This is a genomic window from Streptomyces sp. NPDC006193, assembly GCF_040613915.1.
Classification (GTDB): domain Bacteria; phylum Actinomycetota; class Actinomycetes; order Streptomycetales; family Streptomycetaceae; genus Streptomyces.
The window spans coordinates 61,484-83,554 of the sequence record NZ_JBEXTB010000018.1 but is presented as its reverse complement, the minus strand read 5'-3'; the positions used below and the strand labels follow the sequence as shown (position 1 = coordinate 83,554).

Annotated in this window: 20 protein-coding genes and 2 pseudogenes; 16 read left to right on the top strand and 6 right to left on the bottom strand. The window is 74.7% G+C overall.

Features of this window, described 5'->3' with window-relative positions; all coding sequences use genetic code 11:
• The first annotated feature begins 4 nt into the window (after positions 1 to 4).
• The gene (locus tag ABZ261_RS18300; RefSeq protein WP_356860290.1) at positions 5 to 181 is read left to right on the top strand and encodes a hypothetical protein; all 177 of its coding nucleotides are present in this window, start codon (positions 5 to 7) and stop codon (positions 179 to 181) included.
• A 423-nt stretch (positions 182 to 604) separates the two neighbouring features.
• On the opposite strand, the pseudogene ABZ261_RS18295 reads toward ABZ261_RS18300, so the two are convergent.
• Positions 605 to 844: pseudogene (locus ABZ261_RS18295) on the bottom strand (trehalose-6-phosphate synthase); the annotation flags it as partial.
• An 818-nt stretch (positions 845 to 1,662) separates the two neighbouring features.
• Between ABZ261_RS18295 and sfnG the strand changes: the two are divergent.
• The 8 genes from sfnG to ABZ261_RS18255 all read left to right on the top strand — a co-directional run bounded on the left by sfnG (position 1,663) and on the right by ABZ261_RS18255 (position 9,511).
• The gene (gene sfnG, locus ABZ261_RS18290; RefSeq protein ID WP_356860288.1) at positions 1,663 to 2,790 is read left to right on the top strand and encodes a dimethylsulfone monooxygenase SfnG; all 1,128 of its coding nucleotides are present in this window, start codon (positions 1,663 to 1,665) and stop codon (positions 2,788 to 2,790) included.
• Between the two features lie 57 nt (positions 2,791 to 2,847).
• Positions 2,848 to 4,065, top strand: coding sequence for an acyl-CoA dehydrogenase family protein (locus ABZ261_RS18285; protein ID WP_356860286.1), 1,218 nt, complete (start codon positions 2,848 to 2,850; stop codon positions 4,063 to 4,065).
• 63 nt (positions 4,066 to 4,128) lie between these two features.
• Entirely contained in the window at positions 4,129 to 4,683 is a 555-nt protein-coding gene (gene ssuE / locus ABZ261_RS18280) for an NADPH-dependent FMN reductase (protein ID WP_356860284.1), read from the top strand.
• Positions 4,684 to 4,688: 5 nt separating this feature from the next.
• Entirely contained in the window at positions 4,689 to 5,873 is a 1,185-nt protein-coding gene (locus ABZ261_RS18275; protein WP_356860282.1) for an SfnB family sulfur acquisition oxidoreductase, read from the top strand.
• A 13-nt stretch (positions 5,874 to 5,886) separates the two neighbouring features.
• Positions 5,887 to 7,029, top strand: coding sequence for an LLM class flavin-dependent oxidoreductase (locus ABZ261_RS18270; protein ID WP_356860280.1), 1,143 nt, complete (start codon positions 5,887 to 5,889; stop codon positions 7,027 to 7,029).
• Positions 7,030 to 7,207: 178 nt separating this feature from the next.
• The gene (locus ABZ261_RS18265; RefSeq protein WP_356860278.1) at positions 7,208 to 7,558 is read left to right on the top strand and encodes a YciI family protein; all 351 of its coding nucleotides are present in this window, start codon (positions 7,208 to 7,210) and stop codon (positions 7,556 to 7,558) included.
• A gap of 389 nt (positions 7,559 to 7,947) precedes the next feature.
• Positions 7,948 to 8,340 (top strand): VOC family protein, encoded by a 393-nt coding sequence (locus ABZ261_RS18260; RefSeq protein ID WP_356860276.1) that lies wholly within the window; start codon positions 7,948 to 7,950, stop codon positions 8,338 to 8,340.
• 91 nt (positions 8,341 to 8,431) lie between these two features.
• The gene (locus tag ABZ261_RS18255) at positions 8,432 to 9,511 is read left to right on the top strand and encodes an adenosine deaminase (protein WP_356860274.1); all 1,080 of its coding nucleotides are present in this window, start codon (positions 8,432 to 8,434) and stop codon (positions 9,509 to 9,511) included.
• Here the strand turns inward: ABZ261_RS18255 and ABZ261_RS18250 are convergent.
• Both ABZ261_RS18250 and ABZ261_RS18245 read right to left on the bottom strand, forming a co-directional pair.
• Positions 9,493 to 10,008 (bottom strand): DUF664 domain-containing protein, encoded by a 516-nt coding sequence (locus tag ABZ261_RS18250; RefSeq protein WP_356860272.1) that lies wholly within the window; start codon positions 10,006 to 10,008, stop codon positions 9,493 to 9,495. The two genes, ABZ261_RS18255 and ABZ261_RS18250, sit on opposite strands and share 19 nt — an antisense overlap.
• Before the next feature lie 68 nt (positions 10,009 to 10,076).
• Complete coding sequence (locus ABZ261_RS18245; RefSeq protein WP_356860270.1) at positions 10,077 to 10,991, bottom strand: LysR substrate-binding domain-containing protein; 915 nt, start codon at positions 10,989 to 10,991, stop codon at positions 10,077 to 10,079.
• A 111-nt stretch (positions 10,992 to 11,102) separates the two neighbouring features.
• On the opposite strand from ABZ261_RS18245, the gene mgrA reads away from it, so the two are divergent.
• Positions 11,103 to 12,095, top strand: a complete 993-nt coding sequence (gene mgrA, locus ABZ261_RS18240) for an L-glyceraldehyde 3-phosphate reductase (protein WP_356860268.1) — start codon at positions 11,103 to 11,105, stop codon at positions 12,093 to 12,095.
• Positions 12,096 to 12,323: 228 nt separating this feature from the next.
• Here the strand turns inward: mgrA and ABZ261_RS18235 are convergent, their stop codons facing one another.
• Positions 12,324 to 12,707 carry a nuclear transport factor 2 family protein gene (locus ABZ261_RS18235; protein WP_356860266.1) on the bottom strand — a complete coding sequence of 128 codons (384 nt, stop codon included), beginning with the start codon at positions 12,705 to 12,707 and terminating at the stop codon, positions 12,324 to 12,326.
• Between the two features lie 325 nt (positions 12,708 to 13,032).
• On the opposite strand from ABZ261_RS18235, the gene ABZ261_RS18230 reads away from it, so the two are divergent.
• From ABZ261_RS18230 to ABZ261_RS18215, 4 genes are all read left to right on the top strand, one after another.
• Positions 13,033 to 13,443, top strand: a complete 411-nt coding sequence (locus tag ABZ261_RS18230) for a hypothetical protein (RefSeq protein WP_356860264.1) — start codon at positions 13,033 to 13,035, stop codon at positions 13,441 to 13,443.
• 71 nt (positions 13,444 to 13,514) lie between these two features.
• A complete protein-coding gene (locus tag ABZ261_RS18225; protein WP_356860262.1) occupies positions 13,515 to 15,854 on the top strand; it encodes an FHA domain-containing protein in 2,340 nt (779 codons plus the stop codon).
• 7 nt (positions 15,855 to 15,861) lie between these two features.
• The gene (locus ABZ261_RS18220; protein WP_356860260.1) at positions 15,862 to 16,404 is read left to right on the top strand and encodes a hypothetical protein; all 543 of its coding nucleotides are present in this window, start codon (positions 15,862 to 15,864) and stop codon (positions 16,402 to 16,404) included.
• On the top strand, positions 16,404 to 17,375 hold the full coding sequence (locus ABZ261_RS18215) for a serine/threonine-protein kinase (RefSeq protein WP_356860258.1): 972 nt from the start codon (positions 16,404 to 16,406) through the stop codon (positions 17,373 to 17,375). The genes ABZ261_RS18220 and ABZ261_RS18215 overlap by 1 nt, the downstream gene beginning before the upstream one ends.
• 16 nt (positions 17,376 to 17,391) lie before the next feature.
• Here the strand turns inward: ABZ261_RS18215 and ABZ261_RS18210 are convergent, their stop codons facing one another.
• Complete coding sequence (locus ABZ261_RS18210) at positions 17,392 to 18,669, bottom strand: streptophobe family protein (protein ID WP_356860256.1); 1,278 nt, start codon at positions 18,667 to 18,669, stop codon at positions 17,392 to 17,394.
• A 179-nt stretch (positions 18,670 to 18,848) separates the two neighbouring features.
• Between ABZ261_RS18210 and ABZ261_RS18205 the strand changes: the two are divergent.
• Positions 18,849 to 19,961 (top strand): annotated as a pseudogene (locus ABZ261_RS18205) (DUF6777 domain-containing protein); the annotation flags it as partial.
• Between the two features lie 526 nt (positions 19,962 to 20,487).
• On the top strand, positions 20,488 to 20,940 hold the full coding sequence (locus tag ABZ261_RS18200; RefSeq protein ID WP_356860254.1) for an ATP-binding protein: 453 nt from the start codon (positions 20,488 to 20,490) through the stop codon (positions 20,938 to 20,940).
• Positions 20,941 to 20,997: 57 nt separating this feature from the next.
• On the opposite strand, the gene ABZ261_RS18195 is transcribed toward ABZ261_RS18200, so the two are convergent.
• Entirely contained in the window at positions 20,998 to 21,888 is an 891-nt protein-coding gene (locus tag ABZ261_RS18195; protein WP_356860252.1) for an RNA polymerase sigma factor SigF, read from the bottom strand.
• Positions 21,889 to 22,071: the final 183 nt, after the last annotated feature.

Below are 22,071 nucleotides of genomic sequence, written 5' to 3'. Positions count from 1 at the left end.
CGTCATGAGTGCGAAGGTGTTGGAGCGTTTCCCCGCAGGGTCTCCGCGCGGATCGTGGCCGGCGGAGGAGTTCGCGGCCGCCCGGCGCGCCGAGGGCGAACCGGCGACCGTGGTGATGGACCTGAACTCGGACGCGTTCCTCGTCGTGGTCGAGGGGCAGGAGGAGGACGGCCGCGCCTGAGGCGGGGTCACCGTCCCGACCAGCGCGCGGGGTTGCGCCGGCAGGCCCTGCGGCTCGTGCTGCGACTCCGCCGGTCGGCCGTGCGGCCGTCGCCGGCTGCGGCGTGGAGCCCGCGCCCCGCGCCGCGGTCGGGTGCCTGCGCTGCGACGTGCTCCGCACGGCGTCGGGCGTAAGGTCGTCCTCGGCGCGGCCCTCAGCCCCGTGGTCGTGTCGGCCTCCACAGGAAACCTGCGCCCGTGCTCCGGCGCCGCCGCCGTGTCGGGGCCCGGCGCGGTCTCGCGGCCCTGCCGGGGGCCGGGCGTCCCGTCCGCCCCCGGACTCCGTCCGTCCCCGGCCGCCGCTCAGGTCCGGCGGGCCGCCCGTCGCACAGCTCCGCGCGGTCGGCGCTCAGGATGCCGGTCAGCAGTTCGGCGGCGAGGCGAGGGCCCGGTGGTACGCCTTGCAGGACGCCCACTGCCGCCGGAACTCCGCGTCGAAGACCGGTTCCAGCGGCGTCTGGTACAGCATGTGGTGCACGAACCAGAGCACCGAGTTGGCGATGCCGTTGTACGCCTCGGCGTGCACGGCCGCGTCGATGTCCAGCATCCGCACCCGCTGCCCGCCGGTGTCCTCGGCGGGCAGCAGCCCGCCATCCGCGCGCCGTACGGCCTCCCGGCCGCCGTCCGCCCGGCGCGGGCGCGGTGTGCGGGGCCTGGGCCGCCTGAGGCGCCGGCCGTCGGCCGCACCCGTACGGTGTCGTCGGTGAGCGGAAGTCGCTCCGGCGGGTTTCCGGCCACGCGGCCGTCCGGCGACCCCGTCACCCCGCGCCCCTCGGCGGCATCGGCCGGATCCTCCGCGCGGGACAGCCCCCGTGCGCACGACGACGCCTCACACGACCGGCGCGTCCCGGTCAGCGGCACGTCGAGCGGAACGCCCAGCGGCACGCCGGGCGGCCCGTCGCCGACCGCGCCCGGAGCGCTGTCCGGGTAAGCGCCCACGCGCTCACCCGGCTCGCCGGACGGGCGGATGACCGCCGCTCCGCGGTCCGCACGCTGTCGCTCACCGGCCGGTGGCGGCCCGGCCCATCGGCCGCCCGGCGCGACATGCCGAGCCGGGTCACGGCCCCGGCGTGTTCCAGCCGTTCGGTCCGCACCGCCGCGCGATGCGCGCACCGCCGGCGCCGGCTCGGGGGGTTCTCCTGTCACACGCTCGTGAAATCACTGGTCCGCGACACGGGACCGGCCGCCTTCTCCTTGACGGCGCCACCGGCCGCTGCCACGATCGACGGCATGACGATGCGACTGGACCTCACGCGGCGACGCCATGTCGACCTCGCCCGCGTCTCCAGCGCCTCCTGTCGTGCCGCGGCCTGATCGCCGACGTCCCGCACGATCCGCCGCGCCCTTTCCCGCCCGCACCGCCTGCATGACCTCCGTCTTCGCAGGCGCGGAGTGCGGTGCGCCCGGGGGTCGGCATCCTGAGATCCGCGACAGGAGTTCCGCATGCCCGCAGCTCCCCTGAAATTCGCCTACTGGGTTCCCAACGTCAGCGGGGGACTCGTCACCAGCACGATCGAACAGCGCACCGACTGGGGTTACGACTACAACCGCCGGCTCGCCGTCCTCGCTGAGAACAACGGCTTCGAGTACGCCCTCAGCCAGGTCCGGTACACGGCCAGCTACGGCGCCGAGTACCAGCACGAGTCCACCAGCTTCAGCCTCGCCCTGCTGCTCGCCACCGAGCGGCTGAAGGTCATCGCCGCCGTCCACCCCGGCCTGTGGCACCCCGGTGTCCTCGCCAAGCTCGGCGCCACCGCCGACCACCTGTCGAACGGCCGCTTCGCCGTGAACGTCGTCTCCGGCTGGTTCAAGGGCGAGTTCACCGCCCTGGGCGAACCCTGGCTGGAGCACGACGAACGCTACCGCCGCTCCGAGGAGTTCATCACCGCCCTTCGGCGCGTCTGGACCGAGGACCACGCCGAACTCGCCGGGGACTTCTACCGGCTGCGTGACTTCACCCTCAAACCCAAACCCCTGAGCACCCCCGGTAGGCCGCACCCGGAGATCTTCCAGGGCGGCAACTCCACCGCCGCCCGGCGGATGGCCGGCCGGGTCTCCGACTGGTACCTCTCCAACGGCAGGGACCCCGACGGGGTCGCCGAGCAGATCGAGGACGTCCGCCGGTCCGCCGCCCGAGCCGGCCGCACGGCACCGAGGTTCGGCCTCAACGGCTTCCTCATCGCCCGCGACACCGAGGCGGAGGCCCGCGGGACGCTGCGCGAGATCGTCGCCAAGGCCGACACCGAGGCGGTCGAGGGATTCGGCGCGGCCGTGCGGCAGGCCGGCCGGTCGACGGCCGACGGCAAGGGCATGTGGCAGGACTCCGCCTTCGAGGACCTGGTGCAGTACAACGACGGCTTCCGCACCGGTCTCATCGGCACCCCGGAGCAGATCGCCGAGCGCATCGTCGCCTACAAGCGGCTCGGCGTCGACCTCCTCCTGCTCGGCTTCCTGCACTACCAGGAGGAGGTCGAGTACTTCGGCCGGCGCGTGCTGCCGCTCGTACGCGAGCTGGAGGCGCAGGAGCCGGGACCGGACGCCACGTCCGAGGCCGTGCCCGCGCACGCCTGACCACCCGCCCACCGCGCCCCGCCGCACCGCACCGCACCGCGAAAGAGGTCACCCGGCATGAGCACCGTCCCGCAGACCGACTTCACCACTCGCCCCGCCCCGCAGACCGCCCAGGACTGGATCGCCCGCGCCACCGAGGTGGCCGCCGTCCTCGCCACCGACGCCGCCGCCCGTGACCGGGCCGGCGCCACTCCGTACGCCGAGGTCCGGCTGCTCAAGGACGCCGGCCTCGTCACCCTGCTCGGCCCGGCCGGGCACGGCGGCGGGGGCCAGGACTGGCCGACCGCCTACCGGGTCGTCCGTGAGATCGCCAAGGCCGACGGGTCGATCGGCCAGCTCCTCGGCTACCACTACCTGTGGTTCTGGGCCGCCCGCCTGGTCGGCACCCGCGCGCAGTGGGAACAGGTCGAGGCCGAGGCCACCCGGGGCCGCTGGTTCTTCGGCGGAGCCGTCAACCCGCGCGACAAGGACGTGATCGTCACCGAGGACGGCGACGACCTGGTCTTCACCGGCCGCAAGTCCTTCTCCACCGGCAGCAAGGTCTCCGACGTCACCGTCCTGGAGGGCGTCTTCGACGGCACCGACCGGCATGTCTTCGCCATCGTGCCCTCCGACACCGCGGGCCTGACCTTCCACGACGACTGGGACAACATCGGCCAGCGGCTCACGGAGAGCGGCAGCGTCACCCTCGACGGTGTCCGCACCCCCTGGTCCTCGGCGGCAGGCTACGTGGACAAGCAGTTCCAGCCGCGGGTCTACAACACCCTCAACGTGCCCACCATCCAGCTGGTCTTCGTCAGCCTCTACCTCGGCATCGCCGCCGGCGCGCTGGAGACGGCCGCCGCCTACACCCGCACCAGGGCCCGTCCCTGGCTGCACGGCGGCCACGAGCGCGCGGTGGACGAGCCGTACGTCATCGACGCCTACGGCGACCTCACCGCCAAGCTGTGGGCGGTCGAGGCACTCGCCGACGCGGTCGCCGCCGAGGGCCAGAGGCTGCACGAGGACCCCGACGCGGTCACCGAGCGGGCCCGCGGCGAGTTCGAGGTCCGCGTCGCCGCGGTCAAGGCCCGCGCCACGGACGTCGCCCTGGAGATCACCAACCGGATCTTCGAGGTCACCGGCGCCCGCTCCACCGCCACCGCCGAGGGACTCGACCGCTTCTGGCGGAACGTGCGCACGCACACCCTGCACGACCCGGTCGCCTACAAGCGCCGCGAGGTCGGCCGCTGGGTCCTCGAGGGCGAACTGCCCGAACCCACCTGGTACTCCTGACCGACCCTCTGCCGGGCGCCTCTTCGCGGACGGGCGCCCGGCGCACCCAGAGAAGAGGCACCCATGGCCACCGTCCTGTCCGTCTCCGGCAGTCCCTCCGCCTCCTCGCGCACCGGCCTGCTGCTGCGCCACCTGGACCAGCGGCTCATCGCCCGGGGCCACGAGGTGATCCCGCTCGACGTCCGCACCGTGCCCGCCGAGGCCCTGCTCGGCGCGGACCTCCGCCACCCCGCCGTCGTCGAGGCCGGCGAGTTGTTCGCCCGCGCCGACGGCGTCGTGGTCGGCACCCCCGTCTACAAGGCGTCGTACTCGGGCGTGCTCAAGGCGCTGCTGGACCTGCTCCCGCAGTACGCGCTCACCGGCAAGACCGTGCTGCCGCTGGCCACCGGCGGCTCGACGGCCCATGTCCTCGCCATCGACTACGCCCTGCGCCCGGTGCTCAGCTCCATGGGCGCCGCGCATGTCGTCCAGGGCTGGTTCACCCTCGACAAGGACATCACCGTCGCCGAGGACGGCTCGACGGTCCTTCCGCCCGCCACCGCGGAGGCGCTCGGCCGGGTGGTGGACCAGTTCGCGGCCGCCCTGCACCGCGCCCCGGTGCTGGCGGCGGCGAGCTGACCGCCGTGACCGCCCACGTCATCGCCGACGACGCGGAGGCCCTCGCCGTCGCCGGGGCCATGGCCGACGAGTTCCGTTCCGGGGCCGCCGAGCGGGACGCCGAACGACGGCTCCCGCGCGCCGAACTCGACCGCCTCTCCGCGTCCGGGCTGCTCGCCGTCACCGTGCCCGCCGGGCACGGCGGCGCGGACGTCGGCGCACAGACCCTCGCGGAGATCTTCCGGCTGCTCGGCTCCGCCGACGGCAGCATCGCCCAGATCCCGCAGAGCCACTTCGTGTACGTCAATGTGATCCGCCGTCAGGGGACGGACGAGCAGCGGAAGTTCTTCTTCGCGGAAGTGCTCGCGGGCCGCCGCTTCGGCAACGCCCAGTCCGAGGCAGGCACCCGGCACGTCCAGGACATCCGCACCCGCCTGGAACCCCGGCCGGACGGGTCGTACACGCTCACCGGGGTCAAGCACTACAGCACCGGGGCCCTGTTCGCCGACTGGATCCCGGTCCTGGCCCGCGCCGAGGACGACAAGCTGCACGTCGCCTACGTGCCCCGCGGCGCCCCCGGCCTCACCGTCATCGACGACTGGGACGGCATGGGCCAGCGCACGACGGCCAGCGGCACGGTCCGGCTGGACGGCGTCCCGGTGCCCGCGGACCGGGTGCTGCCCCACCACCTCACCTTCGAGGGACCGCAACTGCACGGAGCGGTGGCCCAGTTGCTGCACGCGGCCATCGACACCGGCATCGCCGGCGGAGCGCTCACGGAGGCGGCGCGGTTCGTGCGCACCCGGAGCCGCCCCTGGTTCGAGAGCGGGGCCGAGACCGCCGGCGGCGACCCGCTGCTCGTGCAGCGCTTCGGCGAACTCGGCCTGCGGGTGCGGGCGGCCCAGGCGCTGCTGCGCGAGGCGGCACGCACGGTCGACGCGGCCCGCGACCGCCTCACGGACGACTCGGCGGCCGAGGCGTCCATCGCGGTCGCCGCCGCCAGAGCGGAGGCCGCGCAGGCCGCCGTGGAGGTGGCCGGCGCCCTCTTCGAGGTGGCCGGCACCCGGTCGGCCCTCGACTCGCTGAACCTGCACCGGCACTGGCGGGACGCCCGCACGCACACCCTGCACGACCCGGTCCGCTGGAAGATCCAGCACATCGGCCGGTACGTGCTCGACGGCACCCGGCCGCCCCGGCACGGCCTGCTCTGATCGGAGACCCCTCGTGCCCCTCACCTTCCACTGGTTCCTGCCCACCAACGGGGACAGCCGCCACGTCGTCGGCGGCGGCCACGGCACCCCGGCGACGGCCTCCGGACGGGACCGGCCGCCCACGGTCGCCTATCTGAGCCAGATCGCCCGGGCCGCCGAGGATCTGGGCTTCGCCGGCGTGCTGACGCCGACCGGCGCCTGGTGCGAGGACGCGTGGCTCACCACCGCCATGGTCAGCCAGCACACCGAGCGGCTGAAGTTCCTCGTCGCCTTCCGGCCCGGCTTCGTCTCGCCGACGCTCGCCGCCCAGATGGCCTCCACCTTCCAGCGGCAGACCGGCGGACGGCTGCTGCTCAACGTGGTCACCGGCGGTGAGAGCCACGAGCAGCGGGCCTACGGCGACTTCCTCGACAAGGACGCCCGGTACCGCCGTACCGGTGAGTTCCTGCACATCGTGCGGGACCTGTGGCAGGGCAGGACCGTCGACCTGCGCGGGGAGCACCTGCGGGTGGAGCAGGCCCGGCTCGGCCGGCTGCCCGATCCGGTGCCCGAGGTGTACTTCGGCGGTTCTTCGCCCGCCGCCGCACAGGTCGCGGCCCGCTACGCCGACGTGTACCTCACCTGGGGGGAACCGCCCGCCCAGGTCGCGGAGAAGACCGGCTGGATCCGGAAGACGGCCGCGGAGCACGGCCGTGCCCTCCGCTTCGGGGTGCGGCTGCACGTCATCACGCGGGACACCTCGGCGCAGGCCTGGGCGGAGGCGGAGCGGCTGCTCGACGGCTTCGACCCGGCCACCGTGCGAGCCGTCCAGGAGGGCCTCGCCCGCAGCGAGTCGGAGGGCCAGCGGCGCATGCTCGCCCTGCACGGCGGCAGCCGGGAGGGGCTGGAGATCCACCCCAACCTGTGGGCCGGCATCGGACTGGTCCGCGGCGGCGCCGGCACCGCCCTGGTCGGCAGCCACGACGAGGTCGCCGAGCGCATCGGGGAGTACCACGCCCTGGGCGTCGACGAGTTCGTCCTCTCCGGCTATCCGCACCTGGAGGAGGCGTACTGGTTCGGCGAGGGCGTACTGCCCCGGCTCGCCGCGCGCGGGCTGTGGGCGCACCCCGACGGCAGGCGGGACGCCGTCTCGGCGGAGGTGCCGTTCGCGGGCTGAGCGGCCTGCGCCGCCACGGACGCGGCCGCCGCGGCGCCCGGCCCCGCCGGCTCGCCCCCCCGCGTCGCTTCCGGAGGTTTTTTCCGCGGGCGCGGCGCGCGGTGTCGATCCGGGGCCCCCGGGCTCGTGTAGGAGGGGACGAAGCGCCCCACACGGGTCCGACGCCTTGGAGGACGTCATGCAGCACTACCTGCTCAGCGTGGTCCAGCCGGCCGGCGGCACGCCGCCCGGCCCGGAAGCCCTCGCCGGGATCATGCGCAACGTCGAGGCCTTCAACGACGAACTGCGCGCCGCCGGCGCCTGGGTGTTCGCGGGCGGACTGCACGGCCCGGAGACCGCGACCGTGCTCCGCCCCCGGGACGGCGACGTGCTCGTCACCGAGGGCCCCTACGCGGAGGGCGGCGAGTACCTGGGCGGACTCTGCCTCATCCGGGCCGCCGACCGTGACGAGGCGCTGGCGTGGGGCCGCAAGGCCGCTCTGGCGACCACCCTGCCCATCGAGGTACGGCCCTTCGTCGACCAGCACTGACGGCGGACCGGCACCGACGGGCGGGGCACCGGGCGCCGAGGCCGTCCGCCGCGCCGGGTGCGGAGGCGCGGCCGCCGCGCCCGGCCCCTCCCCGGCGGACACCGGCCTCGCCGGGAACGCGGCCCTCGGCGCCTTCGCCGTCGCGCCGACCGGGCGGCCGGCACGTGCCGCCGGATCCGGCCGCCTCGGTCGTCACCGCCGCCGGGGAACCGGACCGTGACCCCGGGGATTCCGGCCGCCTGTCCCGGCCCGCCTGACCGCCGCCCCCCCCGTCGCGGCCGGTGCCCGTCCCGCGCGGCCGCTGCCGTGACGCGCGTAGACCGTGACTGGCATCCCGCGAGTTTTACGTATAACCTCACCGGCTAACCACCCTCGCCGGAAAGGTCACGATGCGCCGCCTCGCACTGGTCACCCTCGTCGTCGACGACTACGACGAGGCCATCCGCTTCTACACCGGGGCCCTCGGGTTCCGCCTCGCCGAGGACGCCCCGCGCCCCGACGGCTCGCGCTGGGTCGTCGTGGAGCCCGGCGGCGACGCGCCCGGCACCGGACTGCTCCTGGCCCGCGCCCGGGACGCCGAGCAGCGGGCCCGGATCGGCGACCAGACCGGCGGCCGCGTCGGGTTCTTCCTGCACACCGACGACTTCGCCCGCGACCACGCCCGGATGACCGCCGCCGGTGTGACCTTCCTGGAGGAGCCGCGCCACGAGCCGTACGGCACGGTCGCGGTCTTCCAGGACCTGTACGGCAACCGCTGGGACCTGCTCCAGCCCGCCGCCTGACCCTCCGGGCGCCACCGCACGGCCCGCCGGACCACCCACCGCACCACCCACCGCACGACCCGCCGAACCACCCGCAGAGGAAAGCCCTGCCATGACCGCGTCCCCGCTCGACACCGAGACCCTCCGCCGGCTCCCCAAGGCCGTCCTGCACGACCACCTCGACGGCGGCCTGCGTCCCGCCACCGTCGTCGAACTCGCGGCCGCGGTCGGCCACACGCTGCCCACCACCGACCCCGACGAGCTGGCCGCCTGGTACGTCGAGGCCGCCGGCTCCGGCGACCTGGTCCGCTACATAGCCACCTTCGAGCACACCCTCGCCGTCATGCAGACCCGCGAGGGCCTGCTGCGCACCGCCGAGGAGTACGTCCTCGACCTGGCCGCCGACGGCGTCGTCTACGCCGAGGTCCGCTACGCCCCCGAGCTGAACACCGCCGGCGGGCTGACGATGAGCGAGGTCGTGGAGAGCGTCCAGGAGGGCCTGGCGGCCGGCATGGCCAAGGCCGCGGCGGCCGGCACCCCGGTCCGCGTCGGCACCCTGCTGTGCGGCATGCGCATGTTCGACCGCGTCCGCGAGGCCGCCGACCTGGCCGTCGCCTACCGCGACGCCGGCGTCGTCGGCTTCGACATCGCCGGCGCCGAGGACGGCTTCCCGCCCGCCGACCACCTCGCCGCCTTCGAGCACCTGCGCCGCGAGAACGTGCCCTTCACCATCCACGCCGGCGAGGCGCACGGCCTGCCCAGCATCCACCAGGCCGTCCAGGTGTGCGGGGCCCAGCGCATCGGCCACGGCGTGCGCCTGACCGAGGACATCCCCGACCTGGCGGCCGGCAAGCTCGGCCGTCTGGCCTCCTGGGTGCGCGACCGCCGTATCGCCCTGGAGATGTGCCCCACCTCCAACATTCAGACCGGCTGCGCCGCCTCGATCGCCGAGCACCCGATCACCGCACTGAAGGACCTCGGCTTCCGGGTCACCCTGAACACCGACAACCGCCTGGTCTCGGGCACGACGATGACCCGTGAGATGTCCCTGCTGGTCGAGCAGGCGGGCTGGACCGCCCAGGACCTGCGCACGGTCACCGTGAACGCCGTCAAGAGCGCGTTCATCCCGTTCGACGAGCGCAAGGCCCTCATCGAGGACGTGGTGCTGCCGGGCTACGCGGCCGTGCTCTGACACAGCCCCCTGAGGTAGGCGGCCTGTCCGACGTGCTGGAGGTCGTCGGACAGGACGCTCACCAGGCGCACCCCCAGCGTGACCGGGGGGTCCCAGCGCTCGTCCACGACCCGTTCCAGGTCCTTGGCGGTCAGGGAGCGCAGGGCGCCCAGCGTCTGCTCGTGCACCGCGTCGTAGTAGCCGGTCAGCAGGTCCGCCGAGGTGACGCGCACCTTGGCGACCTTGGCGGGGGTGTGCCCGTAGCCGGTGTCGTGCCGTGGCAGACCAAGGCCGAAACGCTTCTCCCAGCCCTGGGAGAGCCACACCTGGTCGAGGTCGAAGGCGTCGGCGACGTGATCGTCCTGGACTCGGGTCAGGTGCCAGACCAGCCAGGCGACGGAGTTGGCGCCGGGGGCCGGGCGGTGGTGCAGAGCGTCCGGGCCGAGACCGTCGAGGACGGCGTGGACTTCTTCCCGGATGCGGCCGTAACCGTCGATGAGGACGTCCTTCGCGTGCATACCGTCCACCATCGCAAACCGCCGCCGCTCACGCGCCCGGAACCAGGAATCCGTGACGGCCGGCCGTGTCAGGAGGACCGGGACCCGTGCCGCGGCGGCGCCGGGCCGTCCGCCTCCAGGAGGGCGACCAGCGCCCGGGCGGCCGGGCTGGTGGACCGCTCCGGGGGCAGCAGCGCGACGGTCTCGTACGGCGCCTCGCCCGTGCCCTTCAGCGGGAGCGCCGTGAGCGCCGGCCGCTTGTGCCGGAAGTGCCGGGGGACGACCGCGATGCCGAGGTTCTCGTCCACCAGGTCCAGCAGACTGTGCACGTCGTTGACCTCCAGCGCGACCGTGCGCCGGACGCCGGCCGCGTCGAACGCGGCGTCGGTGCTGCGGCGCGGGCCCCAGTCCGGGTGGAAGTCGACGAAGACCTCACCGGCGAGGTCGTCCGGGCCGAGCACGGCCGCGGCCGAGGCGAGGCGGTGGCTGGGATGGCACAGCACCGTCATCGGCTCGCTGGTCAGCGGCACCGAGCGCAGCTGATCGCTGTCCGCCTGGGTGCGGTAGGCGAAGGCGAGGTCGAGCCGTCCCGCGGCGACCTCCTCGGCGAGCTCCCCCGAGCCGGCCTGCCGCAGCCGGATCTCCACGTCCGGGTGCCGCCCCCGGAAGGCGGCCAGCAGCCGGGCCACGTGCACCCCGGCGATGCACTGCTCGGTGCCCAGCGCCAGAGTGCCGCGCAGCACGCCCTGCACCGCCGCCACCGCCTCGTGCGCCGCCCGCACCTGGGCGAGGATCCGCTCGGCCTCCGTCAGCAGCGCGCGCCCCGCCTCGGTGAGCGTCACCCGGCGGGTGGTGCGCACGAACAGCGGTGCCCGCAACTCCCGCTCCAGCGCCCGGATGGACGCCGACAGACCCGACTGGGACACCATCAGGCGTTCGGCGGCCCGGGTGAAGTGCTGGTCCTCGGCGACCGCGACGAAGTGCTGGAGGTGGCGCAGTTCCATGATTGAGCAGCCTAGTCGCTGAATCCCATCGGATTCACCTGTTGGACTGCTGTACGCCGTCCGGGTGAGAGTGGAACCGGTAGATCATGTGCCCACCCCTCTGGAGTCGCGTTGTACACCGCACACCCCGACCGTTACGCCGACATGCCCTACCGGCGCACCGGCCGCAGCGGCCTCAAGCTCCCCGCACTGTCGCTCGGCCTGTGGCACAACTTCGGGCCCGACCGGCCCGCCGAGACCCAGCGCGCCATCCTGCGCCGCGCCTTCGACCTGGGCGTCACCCACTTCGACCTGGCCAACAACTACGGCCCGCCGCCCGGCGCCGCCGAGTCCGCGCTCGGCGAGGCCCTCAAGGCCGACTTCGCGCGGTACCGCGACGAGCTGGTGATCTCCACCAAGGCCGGCTATCTGATGTGGCCCGGCCCGTACGGCGAGTGGGGCTCGCGCAAGTACCTGCTGTCCTCGCTCGACCGAAGCCTGGCGCGGATGGGCCTGGAATACGTGGACATCTTCTACTCGCACCGCCCCGACCCGGACACTCCGCTGGAGGAGACGATGGGCGCGCTGCACTCGGCGGTGCAGCAGGGCAAGGCGCTGTACGTCGGCGTCTCCAACTACTCCGCCGAGCAGACCCGTGAGGCGGCCCGCATCCTCGCCGACCTCGGCACCCCGCTCCTCGTCCACCAGCCGCGCTACTCGATGCTCGACCGGCGCCCCGAGGACGAGGGCCTGCTCGACGCCCTGGACGAGCTCCAGGTCGGCTCGATCGTGTACTCCCCGCTGGAGCAGGGCCTGCTGACCGGCCGCTACCTCGACGGCATCCCGGAGGACTCCCGGGCCGCCGGCGACAGCCCCTTCCTGAACTCCGAGGCCGTCACCGAGGATCTGGTCGCCCGGCTGCGCGCGCTGAACGAGATGGCCGGGTCCCGCGGCCAGACCCTGGCGCAGATGGCCCTGGCCTGGGTGCTGCGCGGCGGCCGGGTCACCTCCGCCCTGGTCGGCGCGAGCAGCCCGCGGCAGATCGAGGACAGCGTCGGCGCGATCCGCAACCTGGACTTCGACGCCGAGGAGCTGAAGCGGATCGACGCGCTGGTCCGCCCGTAAGGCCGGCGCCGGCCCGTCCGGGGAGGACCGGGGGAAGCGCCGGAGCTCCGGAAGGGCCGGGGGGAGGCTCCGGAAGGCGCCGCGGGGACGCCTCCGGGCGGGCCGCTCCGGCGACGGCAGAGCGGGGACGCCTCCGGGCGGGGCCGCTCCGGCGACGGCAGGTCGCCCTCCCCGCCCCCTGCCGCCGCCGGAACCCCGACGGAGGCGAACCCGTCGCGGGCCGCGCCGTCAGGCGGCCGCCGGCACCCGGTCCAGGAAGCCCAGCACCTGCCGGATGCGGCCCTCCCCGTCCAGCGTGATCACGTCGAACCCGGCCACCGGCGCCGAGCCGTCGGCCTCGTTCACCAGCTCCCAGGCGAAACGCGCGGTGTCGTGGTGGCCGTCGACCGCGCCGAGCGGACGGAACACGAAACCGGGGAACTGCTCGTGGGCCGCCGCGATCACGGCCGCGATCCGCTCGTGCCCGCGGACGTCGGCGAGGGGGTCGGTGTAGCCGCCGTCCTCGGCCCAGGCGGCGGCGACGGCCTTCCGGACCGCCTCCGGCCCGACGGCGTTCCAGGCCTCGAAGTAACGGGCGGCGGCGGCAGCGTGACGGTCGGTGTGCGCGGACATGGCGAAGCATCCTCCATCGAGGTCGTCTTTCCTGGTCGGTCCCCGGACGCGGGTCTCGCCGATCCGGTGGCACCACCCTGCCGGAGCGGCCGGGGAGGGGTCGATTACCCCGCAGGTCATGCCCGGCTCCGCCAGGGGCTTCGCACAGCCCGGCTCATTTCGGCCAGAACGGGCGGCGAATATGCCAACAGACTGGCCGGAAAGGCATGGTGACACTGTTTCGGCAGTGACGATACTCGAAGGTCAGGGGCACTTCACCGCACAGGAGCCGCACGGAGAGCGAGAGGCCGGCCCGGCAGACAGCGAGGCGACGGGGGAGTGAGACGTGCACGACGAATTCCTGTGCCATGTCACGGCGTACGGCGTCTGCGGCGGCCGGCGCATCGGCGTGCCGCTCGGCACCTACCGCGCGCCGACCCTGGCGCTGGCCCTGTGGTGGCTGCGGGACCGGGCGTCGTGGATCGCCGAGCGGCTCGACCCCAGCCCGGCCGACCCGGTCTTCCCGGCGGGCGCGCTGGTGCCGGTCGCGGACACGGTGGCCGACGTCCCCACCCTGCTGCGCTCCTGGTGCGCCGACGACGTGCGGCAGGAGCTGGTGGCCGAGGAGCTGGCGGGCGGCCGGCTGGTCCGCATCGCCGCCAGTGACGACACCACGGAGTACGAACTGCTCGCCGAGTCCGTCGACGCCCTGCGGATGCAGCGCACCGTCCCGCCGCTCGTCGTGCCCGTCGCCTGACACGCGTCCGAGGAGGCGGCAACAGCCGGACAAAGCGGCACGTGGACGGGTGAATCGGTAGAATCTGGGGCATGGCGGAGCGGCCGGTCGCCCCCACGGCGCCCGAACTGGTCCTGGAGACCGACGCGGGTCCGACGGTGATGAGCCCGGGCCGCGACTACCACGTCGGACGCGACCCGCTGAGCGACATCGTCCTCGACGACCCGCGGGTCTCCTGGCACCACGCCGTGCTGCGCTGCGACGACGGACACTGGACCCTGGCGGACGAGGACAGCACCAACGGCACCTACGCCGACGGCCGCCGGATCCGGCGGTGCGGCCTCAGCCCCGGCACCGTCATCCGCTTCGGCAACCCCGCCGACGGACCCCGCGCCGTCCTGGCCCGCCCCCCGCGGCCGGCCCCGGACCGGCCCCCGGCGGTGTCCGTGCCCGAGCTGACCGGCGCCTTCCGCCGGCCCTCCAGCGTCCGCCCGCTGCCCGCCCGCACCACCCGCATCGGCCGGGCCCCCGACAACGACGTCGTCCTGCGCGACCTGGTCGTCTCCCGCCGGCATGCCGAACTGCGCGCCCTCGCGGACGGCTCCTACGAGATCGCCGACCTCGGCAGCCACAACGGCACCTATCTCAACGGCCGGCCCGTCACCCGCGCCCCCGTCGCCCCCGGCGACATCATCGGCATCGGGCACTCCGCCTTCTGCCTGGCCGGCGACCGGCTCCAGGAGTACGTCGACACCGGCGAGGTCTCCCTCGACGTGCAGGACCTCACCGTCGCCGTCGACCGCGGCCGCAAGGTCCTGCTGGACCACGTGTCCTTCCCGGTGGGGGAGAAGTGCCTGCTCGCCGTGGTCGGGCCGAGCGGCGCCGGCAAGTCCACGCTGCTGGGCGCCCTGACCGGGCAGCGGCCCGCCGACCGCGGCACCGTGCTGTACGACGGCCGCGACCTGTACCGCGCCTACGCCGAGCTGCGCCAGCGCATCGGCCTCGTCCCGCAGGACGACATCCTGCACCCCCAGCTCACCGTCCGCGCCGCCCTCCGCTACGCCGCCGAGCTGCGCTTCCCCGAGGACACCGCCCGCGAGGAGCGGTGCGCCCGGGTCGACGAGGTCATCCGCGAACTGGGCCTGGAACAGCGCGCCGGCCAGCCCGTGCACAGCCTCTCCGGCGGGCAGCGCAAGCGGGTCAGCGTGGCCCTGGAACTGCTCACCAAGCCCTCGCTGCTCTTCCTCGACGAGCCGACCTCCGGCCTGGACCCCGGCATGGACCGGTCGGTGATGCAGATGCTGCGCGGCCTCGCCGACGACGGCCGCACGGTCATCGTGGTCACCCACAGCGTCCTCAGCCTGAGCGTCTGCGACCGGCTCCTCGTCCTGGCGCCGGGCGGCAGGGTGGCCTACTACGGGCCGCCCGGCGACGCCCTCGCCTTCTTCGGCTTCGCACAGTGGCCGGAGGCCTTCGAGGCCTTCGACCGCGACCCGGACCGGGACTGGGCCGGCGAGTACCGCAGGTCGCCGTCGCACCGCCGCTACGTCGCCGAGGCCACCTCCCGGCCCCACCACCCGGGCCCGGCCCCCGTCGCCCCCGCGCCGCCGCCCCGCCCGCGCGGCTGGGGCGCCCAGCTCGGCACGCTGGTCCGCCGCTACACCGCCGTCCTGAGCGCGGACCGCACCTTCCTGATCGTCATGATCGCCCTGCCGTTCGTGATGGGCGCCATGGCCCGCGCCCTCGCCGACGGCGGCCTCGCCCGGGACAACGCCGTCGACGTGCTGCTCGTCCTGTGCGTCGGCGCGGTGCTCACCGGCGCCGCCAACGCGGTGCGCGAACTGGTCAAGGAACGCGTCGTCCACCAGCGCGAACGCGCCGTCGGCCTGCCCCGGTCCGCCTACCTGATGTCCAAGGTGGTGGTGCTCGGCGCGGTCACGGTCGCCCAGGCCGTCGTCCTCACCCAGGTCGCCCTGTTCGGCGTCGACCTGAACGCACCCGGTGGCACGGGAGTCTTGCTGCCGCCGCTCGCCGAGATCACCCTCGCCGTCGCCCTGCTGGCGTTCACGGCGATGATGCTGGGCCTGGTGGTCTCCGCGCTGGTCCGCAAGGAGGAGGTGACGATGCCGCTGCTGGTGCTGCTCGCCATCGTCCAGGTCGTCTTCTGCGGCGCCCTGCTCCCCCTGCACGGCGTCGCCGGGCTCCAGCAGCTGTCGTGGCTGGTCCCCTCCCGCTGGGCGCTCGGCGCCATGGCCGGCACCGTCGGGCTGGCCCGGATCGCGCCCGGCGAGCCGGCCTCCGACCCGCTGCTGCGGCACGCGACCGGGGTCTGGCTGCTCGACCTGGCCATGCTGCTGGTGCTGTCCGCGCTCTGCGGGTTCGCGGTGGCCCGGCTGCTGCGCCGGCACGAGCCGGCCGTGATGCGGAAGTAGACGTGCCATGACCGCCCCCGGATTCCGGCCCACGCACGTCGTCCCCCCGCGCGGCCTGCCCGCCTGGGAGGCCCCCGACCCGGCCCGGCCCACCCTGCCCCTGGACCCGCTGCTGCCCGTGCAGCTCGTGGAGCGGCGCGGCGACTGGGGGCACATCCGCTGCGCCAACGGCTGGGGCGCCTGGGTCGACGGCCGGCGGCTGATCGCCGTGCCCGAGGACCCCCCTGCGGCCGGCGGCCCCGACGGCGCCGCCGATCCCCGGCCCCTGCTCGCGCAGGCCGAACGGGCGCTGGGCGACTACCGGGCCGCCGTGGAGGCGCTGGCGGCCGGCGCCCTGGACGGCGAGACCTTCGGGGCCCGCACCCGGGGCCTGCGGATCGGCGTCGTCGTCGACGGGGAGTCCATGTGGCTGTACGACCCGCAGCAGGGACGGTGGGTGTACGGCGACGGACGGAGCCTGCACACCTATGCCACCGACCGCACGGTCACCGGTGCGGCGGACTCCGGGCACGCCCCGACCCGGCTGGTCGCACCCGAGGGCGAGGGCTGATGGCGGGGACCGGCCTCTTCTCCGGAGCGCCCGCGGAGCCGGCCGGCCGGCAGGTGGCGGGCTACCTGATCGAGAGCGAGATCGGACGCGGCGGCATGGCCGTCGTCTACCGCGCCCGGGACCTGCGCCTCGGCCGCACGGTCGCCCTCAAGCTGCTCGCCCCCGAACTGGCCCGCAACGACACCTTCCGGCAGCGCTTCACCCACGAGTCGCGGGTGGCCGCCGCCATCGACCACCCGCACATCGTGCCCGTCTTCGAGGCCGGCGAGGCCGACGGGCTGCTCTACATCGCCATGCGCCACGTCCCCGGCAGCGACCTGCGCCGCCTCCTCGACGAGCGCGGACCGCTGCCGCCGCCGGACGCCGTGCGGATCGCCGCGCAGGTGGCCTCCGCGCTGGACGCCGCCCACGACAACGGCCTGGTCCACCGCGACGTCAAACCCGGCAACATCCTGATCGCCGAGGGCACCGACCGCGACCACCCCGAGCACGTGTACCTCACCGACTTCGGACTCACCAAGAAGTCGCTGTCCCTCACCGGGTTCACCAGCGTCGGCCAGTTCGTCGGCACCCTCGACTACGTGGCGCCCGAGCAGATCTCCGGACGCCCGGTCGACGGCCGCTGCGACGTCTACGGCCTCTCCTGCGTCGTGTACGAGACCCTCACCGGCCGCCCGCCGTTCCAGCGCGAGGACGACATGGCTTTGCTGTGGGCCCACCAGTACGACGAGCCGCCGCCGCCCAGCGCGGCCCGCCCCGGGCTCGCTCCGGGCCTCGACCGCGTCTTCGCCAGGGCCCTCGCGAAAAGCCCCGACGCCCGCTACGACACCTGCCTCGACCTCGTCGCCGCCCTGCGCGCCGCCGCGACCGCCGCTCCCGCGAGCGCCCGCACGGACACGCGACCGGACCGCACGGCGCCCGGCGCGGCCCCGCCGCCCCCGCCCTGGGCCGGACCGGTGTTCCGGACGTAGAGAAGCCGCGTCCGGATCAGGGGGCGGGCGGGTGCTCCACGCGGCCCCTGCGCCGCACCGGCCCCGCCAGCAGACCGCCCAGGAACCCGGCCGCCAGCCCCCACACGGCCCCCAGTCCCACCGCCTGCCACAGCCGCGGCCGCAGGAACAGCCCCCCGGACAGAGAGCCGCCCAGGTCGCCGATGCCCAGCACGGACAGCCCGTACTGCGCGGACACACGGCCCGTCAGGCAGATCATCAGCACCGTCAGGGCCAGCGCGACGGCCAGGTGCAGGGCGTGCTGCCGGGGCCGGACGCGGGCCGGCGACCGCACCGCCATCCGGAAGGCCACGGCGAGCAGAAGGACGACCGCCGGGACCGGCAGCCACCACATCCAGCCGTCGTGGCCGGCGAGCGAGCGCAGGTTCACCGCGCAGACGCCGGGGCAGCGCAGGAGCTCGTCCAGGACGTGCGGCACCGGCAGACCGGCCGGACCGTCCAGGCGGCCGTCCCAGGTCGCCCCCGTGCTCAGGGTCAGCGCCGGCCAGGCCACATTGGGCAGACCGAGCAGGATCAGCGCGAACGTCGCGGCGGCGGGCCCGCGGGTGGCGGCCGCGACCAGTCCGGTGACGAGGCCCGCGCCGGCGTAGGCGAGCAGCAGCTCCAGCATCGCGCGCGCCGCCGGGCGCACCGACTCCTGCCGGCGCAGCAGCCGCCCCGGCAGCGGAGCCCCGCGCGCGACCAGCAGCGCCAGCAGCAGCACCCCGGCCAGCCACAGCAGCCCGAACAGCACGGTCAGCGGCACGTCCGCGGCGAAGCCGGCCTCCGGCGCCGCGTCGAACAGGCCGGTCAGGTCCCGGAGGTCACCGCTGCCCACGTCCACGGCGAAGGTGTGCCGGGCGGCGAGGCCCAGCCCGGTCAGCGCCGCCGACCACAGCACCGCGATCCGGGCCGCCCAGCCGGCCAGCTCCCCGGCCGGGACGACCGCCCGGTGCCGCAGCGGCCGCAGGAAGCCCGCCCCCAGCGCCAGGGCGCCGGCGAGCGTCACCGACAGCGGCAGCACGGTCGGACCCGCCCGCGCCCCGGCGAACACCCCCGCGTCACCGGAGACCTCCACGCTGCCGCCGACCGCGGCCACCACCGTGGCGGCCACCACCCGCGGGTACGCGCCGTCCGGCAGGCCGGCGGCGCCGGCCGCCCACAGCCCGAGCGCCGCCGGCAGCGCCATCACGGCCGCCGCCGCCAGCACCACGGCGGCGGCCCGCACCCAGCCGTGGCGGGCGCCGGCCCGGGCGGGGACGGTCGGGGGGCTCACCCTCCCCACGCTAGGCAGCGGCCGGGCGCCCCGCCCGCCGGGTGCGCCGTCCGCGCCGGCTTGCGAGCACGGCCGTACTGCGGCACACAATGGGGCTGAACGCACAATCGAACGCCTCACACAGGGTTTCCACCGGGTCGATCGCAGAAAGCCGCGCCTCGCGACGGGAAGAGGACCTCGTGAGCGTCGAACCTCCGTCCTCCGGCCGCCCCACCGGGCCTCCCTCGGGCCCCCTGTCGGGTTCCTCCCCGCCCCCGTCGGGGCCACCGCCCCCGCAGCCCCCGGCCGGCGGCCCCGGACCGCAGGGGCCGCGCCCGCGCAGACCCTGGTGGAAGTCGGCGCCCCGCGTGGTGGCCCTCGCCGCCGCCCTCGTCGTCGCCGCGCTCCTCGCGGTGGTCCTCGTCCGGCCGGGGGGCGGCGGATCCGCCAAGGCCGGCGAAATCTTCCTGCAGCCCGCCGGCAGCACCGGCCCGCACCCGTTCACGCCGTCGACGGCGAAGGAGACCGCGGTGGCACCGGCGGCGTCACCGCCGCCCGGCACGCCGGGGAAGGACGACGCCTCGGCGTCCACGGCGGCCAACGTGGTGCAGGGCGTGGACGGCGCGGCGCCGGGTCTGTACGGCGGCACCAGGAACGTCTCCGCCTGCGACGTGGAGAAGCAGATCAAGGCCCTGCGGGCCGACCCCGCGAAGAACCGGGCGTTCGCCTCCGTGTCCGGCGTCCGGCCCTCGGACGTCCCCGCCTACCTGCGCTCCCTCACCCCGTTGCAGTTGCGTGCCGACACCCGCGTCACCAACCACGGCTACCAGGACGGGGCCGCCACCCCCTACCAGGCCGTCCTGCAGGCGGGCACCGCCGTGCTGGTGGACGACCGCGGCATGCCCCGGGTGCGCTGCGCCTGCGGCAATCCGCTCACCCCGGCGCAGGCCCGGTCCACCGCGCCGAGGACGACGGGCGACCGCTGGGCGTCGTACCGGCCCTCGACCGTCGTCAGGGTGACGCCCGCCCCGACGGCCGTCGAGGTGTTCGTGATCTACGACTCGCGCCATCACGGCTGGCTCCACCGCCCCAGCGGCGACACCGGCCGCCACGACCGGCCCGCGAAGCCGCCCGCGCACCCGTGGCACCCCGCGAACCCGCCGTCCAGGCCGCCGGCCGACTGCGCGCCGCAGCCGGGCGCGACCGGGACGCCGGGCTCGAAGCCCTGCCCGCCGGCGTCGAGCCGGACCGAGCCGCCGGCGACCCCGCCGTCGTCGCGGCCGTCCTCCTCGTCCGGGCCCGCGGAACCCTCGAAGCCCTCGAAGCCCTCGAAGCCCTCGAAGCCCGCCAAGCCCTCGGAACCCGCCGAGCCGTCGAAGCCCTCGAAACCCTCCGAACCCTCGAAGCCCTCGAAGCCGTCGGAGCCTTCGAAGCCTTCCGAGCCCGCCGAGCCGTCGGAGCCCTCGAAGCCGTCGGAGCCCACGAAGCCGGTGAAGCCGTCCGAGCCGTCGCAACCCACCGAGCCCGCGGAGCCCACGAAGCCCTCCGAGCCCTCGCAGCCGTCTCCGCCCGGACCGGAGACACCGGGGCAGCCCGACGGGACCGCCCCGGACCGGCCGGAGACCCCGCAGGCGCCGGACACCGGGCAGCAGCCGGGGAACGAGCAGCAGGACACCGGCCCGGACCAGGGCTGACCGGCCCCCGCGGCTGCCCTCCCCGGCGGGGTGAGCCTCGTCCCTGTGCGCGGTCGGCGAACACGCCGAGTGGACTGGCGGCCCCGCGTTGGGGTACGAGGTGTGGTGCAACACCGGCCGGACTGGGCTTCCCGAGAGAGACAGCATGACCGAGCACCTGGGCGGGGCAGTGATACCGACTGGTTTCGACGTACCCGTGGAGCCGCTGCGGCGCGCGGCGCACTACACCGGCGAATCCGGATGCATCGCCGAGGCACGTGCGTTCGCCGCCCAGTTCCTCCGGGAGCTGCGGACGGAATGGTGCGCCCCCGCCGACAGCCGTGCCGACGGCGAGCTGCTGCTGGTGGTGAGCGAGCTGGTGACCAACGCCGACCGGCACAGCAACGGCCCCTACATCCTGGAGCTGGAGGGCACGGACGCGTCGGTCACCGTGTCCGTGTACGACAGCAGCACCGCCGTGCCCCGCCGCTATCCGAAGGACCCCCGGCGTGTCGGGCGGCACGGTCTGGAGATCGTGCACGCCCTGGCGTCGGAGGTCACCGTGGAGCGCGTGCCCGTGGGCAAACGAGTGCGGGCCCGCTTCGACCTCAGCCGCTGAGCAGGAGAGGAGCGCCCGGCGGACGCCGCCTGCCGGGCCGGCGCCCCCGCCGCGCTGTCAGGCGCAGCCGAGCTCGCCGAGCATCCCCTCGCGCAGGCGGGCGATGATCCGCTTGATGAGGCGGGAGACGTGCATCTGGGAGCACCCGAGGCGCTCGCCGATCTCCGCCTGGGTGGCCTCCTCCACGAACCGCATGTGCAGGATCTGCCGGTCCCGGTCGCTGAGCTCCGCCATCAGCGGGGCCAGCGCGTGGAAGTCCTCGACGAGCCGCAGCCCCTCCTCCTCGACGCCGATGAAGTCGGCGAGCACGGCCTCGCCGTCCTCGGGTCCGTCACCGGTGAGCGCCGCGTCCAGGGAGGCGGAGTTGTAGCCGTTGGAGGCGAGCTGGGCCTCGACCACCTCCCGGGGCGTGAGGTTCATGAGCGTGGCCAGCTCCGCGACCGTCGGGTCCCGGTCCAGCCGGCTGGACAGCTCCTCGCGGGCCTTGGCCAGCTCGACCCGCAGTTCCTGCAGCCGGCGCGGCACGTGGACCGCCCAGGTGGTGTCCCGGAAGAAGCGCTTGATCTCGCCGACGATGTACGGCAGGGCGAAGGAGGTGAACTCCACCTCACGCGACAGTTCGAAGCGGTCGATGGCCTTGATCAGGCCGATCATGCCGGTCTGGACGATGTCCTCCATGTCGTCGCCCCGACCGCGGAACCGTCCGGCCGCGAACCGCACCAGCGACATGTTCATCTCGATGAGGGTGTTGCGCGCGTACTGGTACTCGTGCGTGCCCTCCTCCAGCTCGGCCAGCCGGCGGAAGAACTGGCGGGACAGCTCGCGTGCGTCCCGCGGGGCGACGGACGCCGGGTCCGCGATGCCGGGCAGTGGCCCCCCGCCCGTCGTGTCCTGCTCGGTGCTCTCGGCGACCTCTGCTTCCGACCGGATCCCGGCGGCGGTGTTCATGTACCTCTCCCACGAAAGTCACGGTTCGACGTCTGCCTTCAGCGGCTTCAGCGTGCCGAGCCTGTGCAGGTTGCGTGCCCCGTCGGGTACCCCGAACGCCGCGGATCATGCATACCCGCGGAGCAGCTCACCCGGCGGGTACCCACGGTGACGCGCCGCATGCGCCCTGCCGCCGGGAGTGGC